Source organism: Frankia sp. AgB32 (genome assembly GCF_023243045.1).
Classification (GTDB): Bacteria; Actinomycetota; Actinomycetes; order Frankiales; family Frankiaceae; genus Frankia.
Genome location: NZ_JALKFX010000111.1, coordinates 14,905 through 28,191 on the forward strand (window position 1 = coordinate 14,905; position 13,287 = coordinate 28,191).

9 protein-coding genes and 1 pseudogene are annotated in these 13,287 nt (G+C 73.0%); 7 read left to right on the plus strand and 3 right to left on the minus strand.

The features are described 5' to 3' along the window. Positions 1-475 precede the first annotated feature (475 nt). From MXD60_RS30495 to MXD60_RS24290, 4 genes are all read left to right on the plus strand, one after another. Positions 476-829 (plus strand): ribosomal protein uS4 family protein, encoded by a 354-nt coding sequence (locus MXD60_RS30495; protein WP_248821664.1) that lies wholly within the window; start codon positions 476-478, stop codon positions 827-829. Beyond that, positions 739-996, plus strand: coding sequence for a hypothetical protein (locus MXD60_RS30500; protein WP_248821671.1), 258 nt, complete (start codon positions 739-741; stop codon positions 994-996). The genes MXD60_RS30495 and MXD60_RS30500 overlap by 91 nt, the downstream gene beginning before the upstream one ends. A gap of 718 nt (positions 997-1,714) precedes the next feature. Continuing rightward, positions 1,715-5,713, plus strand: a complete 3,999-nt coding sequence (locus tag MXD60_RS24285) for a LysM peptidoglycan-binding domain-containing protein (RefSeq protein WP_248821665.1) — start codon at positions 1,715-1,717, stop codon at positions 5,711-5,713. An 84-nt stretch (positions 5,714-5,797) separates the two neighbouring features. After that, entirely contained in the window at positions 5,798-6,379 is a 582-nt protein-coding gene (locus MXD60_RS24290; protein WP_248821666.1) for a dihydrofolate reductase family protein, read from the plus strand. A gap of 74 nt (positions 6,380-6,453) precedes the next feature. Here the strand turns inward: MXD60_RS24290 and MXD60_RS24295 are convergent, their stop codons facing one another. Both MXD60_RS24295 and MXD60_RS24300 read right to left on the minus strand, forming a co-directional pair. Next, entirely contained in the window at positions 6,454-8,016 is a 1,563-nt protein-coding gene (locus tag MXD60_RS24295) for a DMT family transporter (RefSeq protein WP_248821667.1), read from the minus strand. 942 nt (positions 8,017-8,958) lie between these two features. After that, positions 8,959-9,165 carry a hypothetical protein gene (locus tag MXD60_RS24300; RefSeq protein WP_248821668.1) on the minus strand — a complete coding sequence of 69 codons (207 nt, stop codon included), beginning with the start codon at positions 9,163-9,165 and terminating at the stop codon, positions 8,959-8,961. On the opposite strand from MXD60_RS24300, the gene MXD60_RS24305 reads away from it, so the two are divergent. After that, a complete protein-coding gene (locus tag MXD60_RS24305) occupies positions 9,164-10,726 on the plus strand; it encodes a glycoside hydrolase family 3 protein (protein ID WP_248821672.1) in 1,563 nt (520 codons plus the stop codon). The two genes, MXD60_RS24300 and MXD60_RS24305, sit on opposite strands and share 2 nt — an antisense overlap. Positions 10,727-10,838: 112 nt before the next feature. Here MXD60_RS24305 and MXD60_RS24310 read toward each other — a convergent pair. Further along, positions 10,839-11,210 (minus strand): annotated as a pseudogene (locus MXD60_RS24310) (enoyl-CoA hydratase/isomerase family protein); the annotation flags it as partial. A 135-nt stretch (positions 11,211-11,345) separates the two neighbouring features. On the opposite strand from MXD60_RS24310, the gene MXD60_RS24315 reads away from it, so the two are divergent. Together MXD60_RS24315 and MXD60_RS24320 are read left to right on the plus strand one after the other, a co-directional pair. Then, the gene (locus MXD60_RS24315; protein ID WP_248821669.1) at positions 11,346-12,203 is read left to right on the plus strand and encodes an SDR family oxidoreductase; all 858 of its coding nucleotides are present in this window, start codon (positions 11,346-11,348) and stop codon (positions 12,201-12,203) included. 332 nt (positions 12,204-12,535) lie between these two features. Further along, on the plus strand, positions 12,536-13,287 hold a 752-nt coding region (locus MXD60_RS24320), incomplete at its 3' end, for a GOLPH3/VPS74 family protein (protein ID WP_248821670.1).

Here is a 13,287-nt window from a genome sequence, read left to right on the forward strand (position 1 = left end):
CCCGCCAACGCGGCGGGAGCGAGCAGGAGGATCCGGCCCGCGCGCGGCGTCGGCGCTCCACCCACGGCCGCCGACGGCTCTGGAGCGGTGGATCCGATTACTGGATGGGCCGGCGAGACCCCCGCGTGCGGCCAGGGAGCTGCCGGCGAACTGTCGGGCTCGTCCAGCGCCAGCGCTGCCTCGGCGGGCGCCGCGACGAAGCGGAGGCCGTACACAACTCGGCCGCCCCACAACGCGAGGTTGGCATAGGGCGCCAAGCTGATCAAGGTAGCAGCCGTCTTGATCGCTGCGCCTTCAGCGCGTCGCCGCTGGTCCGCCATACGTACCTCCACCTCGACCCTGCAGCTATGGTGACTTACTTAGGTTTACCTAACTTAAATGAGAGGAGCGCGATGCGCCACAAGCCGGTCGTCAAACTGAGCCGGATCCTGGGCCTGCCCCTCACGGAAAAGGCGGCGAGACACTACGACCGGCGATGTTTTCTGCCGGGCGTTCATGGTCACCGTCGCGTGACGATGACGCCTACAAGGAGCGGCTGCGGGAGAAGCAGCGTCTGCGCTTCCAGTACCACGTCAGCGAGAAGCAGCTGAGGGCCGCCTTCGCCGCCGCGGCGCGAGGCTCGGGTCGGACCGGTCACACCCTCATCGAAGACCTCGAGTGCCGCCTCGGCGCAACAGTCCGGCGATCCGGGCTGGCCAAGACGATCTTCAGGCTCGACAGTTCGTCAGTCACGGACATATCCACGTCAACGGTCAGCGCGTCGACCGGCCGGGCCAGCGCCTTCAGCCCAGCGACGTCATTTCCGTCGCACCTCGTAGCCGCGAGATGACCTTGTTCCGGCTTGTCGCCGAGACACCAGATCCCGCCACGAACCCACCGTCCTACCTGGAGGTCTATCGACGCCGACTCACCGTTGTCGCCGATCGACGGCCGCAGCGCGCCGAGATTCCGGTGATATGCGACGAACAGCTCGTCGTCGAGTATTACGCCCGCTAACATGACCCAGATGCACCAAAGCGGTCACCTACCGCGAGATTGATCGCGCAGGCACACCCATTGACCGGACGCTGAATGCCCATCGTGTGGAAGCTATCCGGAATCTGTCAGCCGATGCTCCCGCTCCGCAACCGCACTGGTACGGTTACGCCGGGTTCGTACCGCTGTCGTCCGCCGTCGCAGCGGGCGTAAGGAGGCCGGATGCCTACTGCGCACCGCCCCTGCCTGCCGGTCCGGACCAGACCGGCAGGCCGGCGTGGTCTCGCGACGCAGCACCTCGCCGCACCACGTCGGAGCCAACGTCCCCATGAAGAACGAATCTCATCAATGATCACAAAAATGCGGGAAAACTTACCGTTCGCACCGGATTGCTTGCTCAGCCGACCTAGCATGAGCGCCGGGCGGGATGCCCGGCGGCCGGGCACCGCTGCACCGCCAGCGCACTCGTCCGCCCGACCCTGCGCCTGATCGGGGGCGATCCATGTCGACCACGCCGTTCCCCTCGGCACCGTCGCCCTCGCGGCCGCCGACCCGCAGCGACCGCGCAGGGCGATCAGGCGGCGGTCCGCCCGCCTCCGGATCCGCACAGCAGGACTCTCGCGACGCGGGCGCAACGCCGGGGGGATCCGGTGTCACGAGCAGCACGTCTGTTCCGAGCCGGCAGGTACTGCCGGTCGGAACCCCTGATGAGCGAGCGCGCGACCGCCTACGTGCCCTCGTGGCCCTCGGCGTCATCATCCTCGCGATCGTCGGCGTACCCGTCCTTCTCGCACTGGTGCTCGGCGCGCCGATTCAGCACGACGGGGGCGGCGGCGCCGTCGCGCGGGCGGCGCTGTCGCTGGTCCTCTGGGCCATCTGGCTCCACTTCGTCGCCTGCCTCGTCACCGAATGGCGGGCGGAGCTGCGCGGTAGCGGACTTGCCCCCCGCATCCCCCTTGGCGGCATCCCGCAGGTCCTCGCCCGCCGGCTGGTCGTCACCGCGCTGTTGCTCTCGGGGACGGCCGCCCTGGTCGTCCCGGTTACTTACAGTCAGGTGGCGGCCGTTGGGGAACGGAACCGATCCGCGGGGGTTCCGCGCGCGGTTCCCCCGACTCCGCTGCGGCCGCAACTCGTGCCGCCAGCACCCGCCGCGCCGCCGTCGGCCCCGGTCCCGCTGGACGTCCCGGCCCTCCAGATGGCGCAGAACAGCTCGGTCTCGGCGCCGCAGGCCTGGACCGCAGCAGCGGGCCCCGGCGTCATCCGTGATCCGGCCGTCCCGTTCGAGTCCGCGCCCGCCGCGCTGACTCTCCACCCGGACATGCCCGCTCCGGCGAGCGCCGGATATGCGCCGCTCCCGGATCACGAGGACGTAGCCGACGACGATCCGTTCGACGACGCCTTCGGCCCGGATCCACACGGTGCCGAGATATCCGATGATCTGTACGACGACACTGGAGAAGACCTCACTGACGCGGTGCCGGCGGAGGCCACACATCGTGACGAGGAGATCCAGGCGCATCCTGCCTGGCAGGTCGACCCGCCGGAGTTGGCCAGCCCGCTGATTGATCGGCACAGCCAGCTGGTGCCAGGCGAGCGGGTGGTGAAGCTCTACGAGGTACAACCCGCCGAAGGAAGACACCACGACACTCTCTGGGGCATTGCGGAACGCTTCCTGGGAGACGGACTGCGCTACCGGGAGATCTTCGACCTCAACGAAGGTCGCACCCAGCCGGACGGCCGGACGCTGTCCAAGCCCTCCCTGATCCACGCCGGGTGGGTGCTCCTGCTCCCGGCCGACGCGCAGGGAGACGGCCTGCGCGTCATGCGGATGCCGGAACCGACGAGCGGCTGGTCGGGGACCGACGACGATGCGGACGACGACGGGCCTCGCGGCACCGACCTGGAGCTGGTCGAGCGGGCAGAGGCGCATCCCATCCCGATAGACGACGGTCCTCCGGCGCACCTCGTCAGCGGGCAGCCGCCGTCGCCGCACCTCGCGGAGGCATCACTGGTACCGGCGTTGGGTCCGGTCGAGTTCACCTCCGCCGGCCTGCTCGCCGCCGGGGTTCTCGTGGCGCTGGCCAGGCGGCGGACCGGCGTCGCCGGGCAGCCAGCCAGCCCCGTCGAGCAGGCGCTCCTGCTCGCGGCGGACACCGAAGCGGCGCGGTTCCTCGACCGGTCGCTACGAGCGCTCGCCGTCGGGCTGACCACGCAGGGACGTCTTCTCCCCCCCGTCTATGCCGCCATCCTCACCGAGGAAACGCTGATCCTGCACATGGCTCCGGCGGAGACCGAGCCCCCGCCATCGCCATGGGCGGCAGGCGAGATCGACGGGTCCTGGCGGATCGACCGGATCCCCGGGGTCCTGGCGGACGACGGTCCCGCTGCCACGCAGGAAATCCCCGCGCCCTACCCCGCCCTGGTGAGCTTCGGACACGACGATGCCGGCTCACGCATCCTGGTGGACCTCGAGGGGGCACCTGGCGTGATCAGCCTTCTGGGCGACCGGACGATCGCGCTGCAGGTCGCAGTCGCCGTGGCGCTTGAACTCGCGACCAACCTCTGGTCGGACGACCTCCGGGTCTGCCTCGTCGGGTTCCCGCCGGACCAGGCGCTCGACGACCTGCTCTCGGTCGTGCCGGAACGGCTGTGGACGGCGCCCAGCGCGGCCGCCGCCCTCGACGAGCTGTCCGAACCGGAGGACGACGACACCGCGGGCCACCTGGGCGGCGACGACTTTCCGCTGGAGGCTGGCCAACGCATCGCCGGTAATCCGGGAGCACTCGCACCCGACCTGCTCATCCTGGCCGAGCCGGCGGGCGAGGAGGAGACGGACCGGCTTGTCCGGATGGCGCGGGGTCGCCGCCACGCCATCGGCGTCCTGACCATCGGGGATTCGCGGGCCGCACAGTGGCGGTTCACCGTGGGCGCGGACCACCGCATGTCGCTCGGCGTTCTCGGCGTCGACGTCTGGGCACAGTCACTCGCCCCGGTGGAGTACGCAGCGATAGCCGCCCTGTTCCGGGACGCGCCCCCGCCGGCGGACGAACTGTCGCGACCGGAACCGGCGGCACCGCCACCGGTGCCGGGCGACACGGGTGCGCAGCCGCGCCCCGAGGTGACGCCGGGCGGCCGCAGTTCGAACCCGCTGCCGGTCGACGAGGTCACTCGCCCGCCCGCGATCCGCGGTTCGGTGCCGGGCGTCGTGCCGTGGACGCCACCCCCGCCTGCGTCGGCGACCGAATCCTCGACCGGCCTGACGCCGGGCGGCGCCAGGCCTGCCCCCGCTCTTCCGGCGGCGGTGGACCAGGATTCGACCCGGCCGCCCGCCAACGGACGACGCCAGCCGACCGAGCCACCGCCGATGACACCGGGCGCGCCGCTCCCGCCGATCACACCGAGCCCGGCGGCCGCGCCCGATGCTGTGGAGCCGCGGCCGGTCCGGCCGGCGGCCATTGCGCGGGCATCCGTGCCCGACTCCGCCGGGAACGACGACGACCGTGGTTCCACCGGCCCCGGCCTGCCGTCCCATCCCGAGCGACCGCTGATCCGACCCACCGACATTCCCCTCGTTCCGCCGGTGCTGTACTTCGAGACGCCACGTATGCGGGCCAACCGTGAGGCCGCTGTCACCGCAGCCCCCGGACCCGAGCGGGCCGCCCTCGCCAGCGGACCAGGTCCCGGCGCGTTGGACCAACCGCCCGGGCCGGGGCGGTATGGCATGCCGGTGGAACGGGTCCCGACGCCGCCGCGTCAGGTCCCACCGCGTCCGCCGGTGCCGCCGCCGAACGAGGCGAAGTCCGCCGCGCCACAGCCGACCCCGGCGGCGAGCCTGCCAGCCGGACTGCCTGCCGCGCCGTCCTACTCCGACGGGGATCCGACCATTCCCGGTCGGGTCCCGCGGGCCGCTGACCCGTTCCCGGCGGCGCAACCTCCACTGCCGCGGGCGACCGACGAGCCGCCGGCCACCGGCGAGGCGCAGGTACGCCTCCTGGGCGTGCCGACGGTGGAGGCGCCCGGGCCGCTGCCGGCCGTCGACGCCGATCTCCTCACCGAGATCGTCGTGTATCTCGCGCTGCACCGCGAGGGGGCGCACCGCCACCAGCTCGCCGAGGAGATCTCCTTCGCGGGCACGGACCCGGGCGGCGGCGACGCGGTGGTAGCCGCGTTGGAGAAGACGCGACGTTGGCTGGGAGTCGACGCCGAGGGGCGGCCCAGGCTCGCCGCCGATCCAGAGGGCCGCTGGCGGCTGGCTCCCGAGGTGCGCTGCGACTGGGAGCTGTTCGTCGCCTACAACCACCGGGCCGAGATGCCCGGCAGCGACACCGAGGCGGACCTGACGACAGCGTTGCGGATGGTCAGCGGTGCGTTGTGGACGAACCTGCCGGCCGACCGCTATCGCTGGGCCACCGCCGGGCCGATCGCCCGCGGCACCCGGGCAGGCGTTGTCGACGTGGCCCACCGGCTCGCCGGACTCACGCTGGACTTCGGCGACACGATGACCGCGATGGCGGCCTGCCGTACGGGGCTGCGGGCGGTACCGACCTCCCAGATCCTCTGGCGGGACCTGTTGCGCACGGTGGCGGCCAGGGGCGACCGGCGGACGCTGGAGGCGGTTGCAAGCGAGATGTATCGGACGATCAGCAGCAGTGGCACCCGTCGCGGCGGTCGCGCCGAGGCGGAGACGGACGCGCTGGTCCAGACGCTGCTGCCGGGGTTCAGGAAGGCGCGCCGCTGACCTCGCCGCGGGCGAAGCCGCCAGCGGGGCAGAGCGTGCACGGCGCTACCGTCAACAGCGGTTCGTCGAGCGGAGGAGCGGGACATGGCCAGGCTGGCCTACACGACGATCGCGTCACTCGACGGGTACGTGGTCGATGCGAGCGGCGACTTCTCCTGGTCGGCCCCGGACGAGGAGGTCCACACCTTCATCAACGAGCTGGAACGGCCCACCGGCACCTATCTGCTCGGCCGGCGCATGTACGAGGTGATGTCGGTGTGGGAGACGATGCCGACCGGGCCGCCGACCAGCGACGGTCAGCCGGACCCGGACGCCGTGACGCACGACTTCGCCCGGCTCTGGCAGGCGGCCGACAAGGTCGTCTACTCGTCGACGCTTGCCTCCGTGACGGCGCCGCGGACGCGCCTGGAACGGGAGTTCGACCCGGCCGCGGTCCGGTCGCTGGTCGCCTCGGCACAGCGCAACGTGTCCATCGGCGGCCCCACCCTCGCCAGCCACGCCATCCGAGCCGGCCTGGTCGACGAGTACCACCTGTTCCTCACGCCGATCGTGGTCGGCGGCGGCGTCCGGTCGCTGCCTGACGATGCCCGCGTCACGCTGGAGTTGCGCGACGAGCGCCGGTTCTCCAGCGGAGTGGTGTATCTGCGCTACCAGGCCACGGGGTAACGCGGCCGGGCCACCCAGCTCACCGGCCGGAGCGGCAGGTTCACCGACCGGGGCGACGGGCAGTGGCCGACGGCTCAGGCTGCGCCGTCCGGCGCGGCGAGAACCCGGCGGGTTGCGCGACGAAGGCGTTCTGCCTGCCGGCGCAGGTCCTCGGCCCGCGCGTCGAGTTCGCCGCGCGCGGCATGCAGGCCATCCACAGGCACCAGGTCATCGCCGAGCAGGGTCCTCGCCCGCCGGCTGGCTGGCCGCCCACTCGCCATCGCGACCCCACCGGCGCCGTCGGAGAGCTCGCCGGCGGCCACCGACGCGGAGATTCGGGCTCTGACCGCCGGGGTGCGGCCACGCCGCGCCCGGGTGGCGGCACCGGCGGTCCCGGCACGTCCGCCGCCGCTGTCCGCGCCCGCGGGGCTCGCACCGACCATCGCGTCCGCGGGGGACGCGCCGCTTCGCGAGCGGCGACGGACCGCACCCGCGGCGGCGTCCCCGGGGCGGCCGGCACGCGGCGACGGTCCTCGCCGTCGGCCGCCGGGACGGGTCAGCGCCGGCGGCCGGGCCGGTTGCAGTTGTTCCTCGAACCGGTCCCGTTCGTCGGCGAGGCTGGCGAGCTCCGCTCCGATCCGGTCGAGGTCACGGTTGAGGCGTCGGCGCAGTCGCCGCGTGGCGGGGCTGTTCGGACCGGTCCGCCGGCTGTGCCGCAGGTCGTGGCGCAGTCGCTCCAGGTCGTGGTGTACCTGCTCCTCCAACCGCGACAGGCGTCCCTGCGCCTGCCGGGCGGCGAGCCGGGAGAGCTGCCCGGTGATCAGGGGCGAGCGTGCCAGGGTCCGCACGCCGACGGTCATCACGGCCAGGCCAATCACCTCGGCGGCGATGGCCAGCGGGGTGAGCCGCAGCCCACCGCCCAGCAGACCGACGCCGATCGCGACCCCGACGAGCGGCTCCGTGCTCACCGACGCGGGCAGTGAGGCGGGCAGCGGCGCCATCTCGTAGGCGCTCTGCGCGAGAACCGCGCTGATCACCGCCGCGGCGACGATCGCGAAGGGGAACCAGGATCGTGCCAGTCCGCCGACCCCGCCGGTCGCGAGCAGGTGGCCCGCCCCGCTGACCAGAGCGGCCTGCAACGCCGACAGCACCCCCGCCGCGCCGGCCAGCAGCGGCGCGCGGCGGACGGCGGTGAGGCGTCTGGTGCCCCAGGTGGCGGCGAAGACCATCAACGCGATCAGGACGCCGGTCGTCACCCAGCCGGCGGTCGTGGCATGGCCCGCCTGGCCCGAGTCGGGGGCCCCGGCGGCCACGAACACAGCGAGCCCCGCAGCGGTCGCCGCGGCGGCGAGCCAGTCCCGCCGCGGCACGACCCGCCGGGCGAGCAGCGCGGCCAACGGCAGCGCGAACAGGAGCTGGCAGATCTGCAGCGGCTCGACCAGGGCGACCGCGCCGTGCGTGAGCGCCGCCGCGGCCAGCAGGCTGCCCAGACCGCCGATGGCGACGCCGAGGTCCCACAGCGGCCGTCGCACCAGCCACAGCAGCAGGCGTAGCCGCAGGACGTCACCCGGCGGCGCCGTGAACGCCACCCGTTGCTGGATGACGGCGGCAACGCCGAAACACACCGCGGCCGCGAGGCCGAGCAGATAGGTCGCCACGCCTCCTCGATCCCACCAGCTTCTCGGCACGCCCGAGGGCGTGCGTCGTTCCGTCCGCGGGACAGATGCCCCGCGGGGCGATGGCCAGCCCGTGGAGAACCGGCTACCTCACAGAGTGACATGTCGACGGACGGACGGCCGCTGGCGGTAGCCCATCGGTACTCATACGGGTGGTGCGGACGTGGTTCGCTCTGCGGACACAGCGCCTCACACGGCCGGACGGCCAGAATCCGGACCGGCCGGCGCCCGGCCGCCGACGGGGTCGGCCGCCCGGTCCCGACCGGGCGGAGCAGGGCCGATGCAACCTGGCCCGGCACCCGGACAGCGCCGAATGTTAGAAGCGCGACAACACTGACGACGGATGGCCCAAAAGCGTGCGGATGTGCCGCCTCGCCTCGCCGACCGCGCCACGGCGGCCGAACATCGAGACCGCCGACATCCGCGCTCACAAATGCCCATCACAGAGAAACTCTATGCACACCCAATCCTCCGCCCTGCGTGAATGTCAGCAAACTGACGTGGGAGTGCTGTCGCCGTGCCACGTAGCCACTTTGGCCGAATTCCCGCCCCGGTTGTTCATTCACCCGTCGGCGCGTCTCCTACCGACCGAGCCACGGATGGCTCGGCGTTCCTGCGCCGGTGCGGCGGCGACGCCAGGCCTCGGATCGACACCGGGACCGCCACCCCCGAAAACGCCGACCCGGCCGTCGAAGGCACCCAGGCCGGCGCAGATCGGGCCGGTATTATTTCGGCAAACCCCGCTGCGGGGCGGATTCCGTCCCGCAGCGGATGCCGGCCGAAGCCGGCCAGGAAAGGCGGTCGAGCAACCATCAGGGCAATCAGGCCGGACGGCACCGGCAGCGCGCGTTCCCCGGTGAGGCAGGCGCGGTATCTGCGTTCCGCCGTGATTCTGCTCGTTGGCGTGCTGCTCGTTGCAGGTTGTCAGCAGTCGGGTACTCGGTCGGCGGCCCAGCAGCCGCCCGCGGCGGCGGCCGAGCCCAGTCGCGCGGCGCTCGGGTCGGCCATCGGCGTGGCCTCGACGCCGCCCACCCCGGCGTCCGGTGCCCCCTCGGCCGGTGCCGCGCCGAGCGGTGCGACGCCCGGTGGAGGGGAGGCGTCCCGCTGGGTGGAGTCGGCGTTGGCCGGCATGAACCTCAACCAGCGCATCGGCCAGATGCTCATGGGCTACCTGTTCGGGACCTCGGCCGGTGACCGGTCCCCGGCCGCGGTTGCCGGCAACCGGCTGGTGGCGGGCACCGACACGGCCGCCGACGCCGTGCGTGACCTCGGGCTCGGCGGCGTGGTGCTGTTCGACGCGGGCGGCCCCGGGCCGGGCGCGCTGCCCGACAACATCGTCGCTCCCCAGCAGGTCCGTGACCTCACCACCGGCCTCTACACGGCGGCGCCGGTCCCCCTGCTCATCGGCGCCGACCAGGAGCAGGGCACGGTGCTGCGGATCCGCGACGGGGTGACGCTCCTGCCCGGCGCGATGGCCCAGGGCGCCGACGGCCGCGTCGAGGACGCCCGCGACGCCGCCCGGGTGACCGGAGCGGACCTGCGCTCGCTCGGCGTGAACGTTGACTTCGCGCCCGACGCCGACGTCAACACCAACCCGGCGAACCCGGTGATCGGGGAACGCTCATACGGTGACGACCCGGCCGCGGTCTCCCAGCTCACCGCGGCAGCGGTCGAAGGCTTCACCGCGGCGGGCGTCGCGGCCGCCGCGAAACACTTCCCCGGCCACGGCTCGACCTCCGTGGACAGCCACCAGGATCTGCCGCTGGTCACGGCCTCCCGCGCGCGGCTGGGCGCGGTGGACCTGGCGCCGTTCCGGGCCGCGATCGCGGCCGGCATACCGATGGTCATGGTGGGGCATCTGCTGGCCACCGCTGTCGACAGCCGCCTGCCGACCTCCCTGTCCGCCGCGGCGGTGACCGGCCTGCTGCGTCGTGACCTCGGCTTCGGCGGGGTGGTCGTGACCGACGCGCTCAACATGGCGGCGATCACGAAGCGTTACTCACCCGGCGAGGCGGCGGTCCGTGCCGTGCTGGCCGGCGACGACCTCCTGCTCATGCCGCCGCAGCTGGTGGAGGCCCGCGACGGGCTGGTCGCGGCGGTCCGCTCCGGCCGCATTCCGGCGAGCCGGATCGACGAGTCGGTCCGGCGGCTGCTGCTGCTGAAGTGGCGCCTCGCGCACGTCCAGCCAACCCCGGCCACCGACGGCGCCGCGGTGGCCGCCCGGCTCGCCGCCCGTTCCGTCACCCTGCTCGCGCAGTCCTGCGGGGTGCTCCCGCTGCGAGCCGGCACGACGGTCACGGTTGCCGGCACCTCGACGGCAGCGGCCAGGCTGCGAACCGCGCTGGTCGAACGGCACGTCGCCGTCACCCCGGCCGGCTCGTCCGCCGCGGCCAGCGGGCCGCCGGGTGCTGCCGGGAGCCGAGCGGTCACGATCGTCCTGGCGGGTGACGCCGCCGCGGCCCGGGCCACCCCCGGCTCGGTGGTCGTGTCCACCGGGGCGCCCTACCACCCGCCGCCGGCGCCCGCCGCCTGGCTCGCCACCTACTCCACCGACCAGGCGTCCATGACGGGGCTGGCCGGCGTGCTCACCGGCGCCTCTCCACCGGCCGGGCACCTCCCGGTCGTGACGACCGGTCCCACCGGCGCGGCCCTGCCCCGGGGCTCGGGTCTGACCGCGCTACCCAGGTGCTGACCGCGCGCCGTCGACCGGCTGGGCGTCGACGGTGTCGTGCAGCCGGGCGAACGCACCGGGCGGGGGTCTCCGCGGAGTGTTCCAGCGACCAGAACATCGTCTGGTAGTCGATGGCCGCGTCGCTGACCACCGCGATGTCCGACATCGCCGCGATGAGCAGGCCGCCGCCCTGGCAGATGCCGTTGACGGCGGAGATCACCGGCGCCGGGCTGTCCTGGACGGCCAGGAACGGCACGATGTCGGGCCCGAGGATGTCGGGCCCGACGTCGCCCGGCTCGTTGCGGGCGCCGAGGTCCCCACCGGGCGCGAACACGTCGCCGACCCCGGTGATCACCAGAGCCGCGAGGTCGGGATCGGTGTTGACCAGGGCAACGGCCCGTTTGATGCCGTAGTACATGGCCGCGAGCTTCGCGCCCTCGTTGCAGAGGAAGACGCGGCCGGAGCGACACCAGGAGCAGACGCCACAGGACGGGACGAGCGACATCGCGACGTGGTCACCCGGCTGGACGGTCGTGACCCGGGCTGGTCGACTCCGGCGGCGCCGATGGCCTACGTTCGTCCCTGACGCCGGTCGACGAACCGGGCCCGTCCATGCTGATCGAGGGAAGAGACCACAGGGATGACTGACGAGGTTGCGGAGCTGTCGATGCTGGTCACCGGGGGTGGCACGGGCATCGGCGCGGCCGTCGCGAGGCGGCTCGCGAGCGAGGGCGCGTGGGTGACCATCTGCGGCCGGACGGAGAAGACCCTGCGCTCCGCCGCCGAGTCCATCAACGCCGACCTCGGCCGGGAGGCCGTTCGGCACCACATCGCCGACGTGACCAGTGAGTCCGACGTGGCGCGGGTCGTCGCCGCCGCGGCCGAGTGGCAGGGCCGCCTGGACGGCGTGGTGGCGAACGCGGGCGGCGGCGGCAGGCTCGCGCCGCTGCACGCCCAGGACGCGGCGGAGTTCGAGCGCGTACTGAAGCTGAACGTCATTGGCGCCATGCTGCTGGTGAAGAGCTCGGTGCCGCTGTTCTCCCGCGCCGGCTCGGGTTCGTTCGTGGCCGTCTCCTCGATCGCCGGCCATATCACCCATCCGCTGTTCGGCGCGTACCCGGTGGCGAAGGCCGCGCTGGAGGAGCTGATCCGCAACGCGGCCGACGAGTACGGCGCCGCCGGCATCCGGTTCAACGCCGTCCGCCCCGGGCTGACCTCGACGGAGATCCTCAGCTTCATCACGCCGGGTACGCCGGTGTACGAAAGCTACGACCAGAACACCCCGCTGGGCGGCGCCTCCGACCCGGACGACGTGGCCCAGCTCGTCAGCTTCCTGCTCTCGCCCCGGGCCAGCCGGATCACCGGCCAGATCGTGAACGTGGACGGCGGCCTGTCCCTGCGCCGCGGCCCGGACTACTCCCCGCTGATCGAGGCCCGCTACGGCGGACGCGACGGCCTGCTCGGCCGGGCCCGCGACGACGCGGGCACCACACCTTGATCCACCAGTGCGCCGCGGAACACCTGGCCGGGCCGGGGCCCGGCCGGTGGGTTGGGCGCTGGTAGACGGGGCGCCGCTGTTCGAGCAATCGGTGGTTGGCGGCACCTGGCGGCGGGCCTGGAGGACTGGGACCTTCGGCTGCGGCTGCGGCTGGCCAATGCCGGCGCGCGGTTCAGCCGGCTCCTGGGCGGGGGGCCACCGGCCTCGCCCAGACAGCCGCCAGAAACCAACCAGAAAACAGCAGGGAAATACCAGATGCAGGTCAGATGACGACACGGATTTCCCGATCATCGCGGAACGGGCGGTCCAGGTACGTGTGATGATGTCCGGCCATGGACGTCACTGTTGCCGAGAAGTTCTTTCTCCTCTCGCTGAACGACGCCGGAATGGATTTACTCGGCGCCGGGTCCGACGTGGCCTACGCCGCCGCCCTGCTCGCGGACCTGACGATGGCCGGGTATCTCCGCCTCGACGAGGAAAACCGCACCCTGTCCCCCGGCCCCACGTTCCCGGCGGAGAACCCGCTGGCCCGGGCGGCGTTCGACCCGATCGCCGCAGCGGACCCGGCCCCCTCGTTGGACACCGCTGTGCGCCTGCTCGCCGGGGAGCTGGCCCCGGTGCGGGAGGCGGTGGCGAACCGCCTGGTCGAGGAAGGCGTTGTCGGGACCGAGAAGGGCCACGTCGCCGGGGTGTTCCGGATCGTCCGCCACCCCGTGAGAGCCCCCGCCACCGCGCAGGCCGCCAGGGACGAGGTGCGCCTCGCGCTCGCCCCCGGCACCCCCCTCGCGCCCTCGCCGGACGCCGCCGTGCTGCTCGCGATCCTGCGTCCGTTCGGGTCTCTCGACCGTTTCGCGCCAAAGGACCGGCGGCCCGAGGCCGCCGAGCGGGCCGCCGCTCTGATCGACGCGGCCGTGCTTCCCCGGGCACTGGGCGAGGTGGTCCAGGCCGTCCGGTCGGAGCTGGTGGCAATGCTGGCAGCCGTGGGGGGGGGGGGGGGGGGGGGCCCCCGGCGGCCGCCACGGCGGCTGGTCCGCTGGGGCTGGACGCGTCATCCGGGTCGGCGGGCATACCTCTGGACATCGCC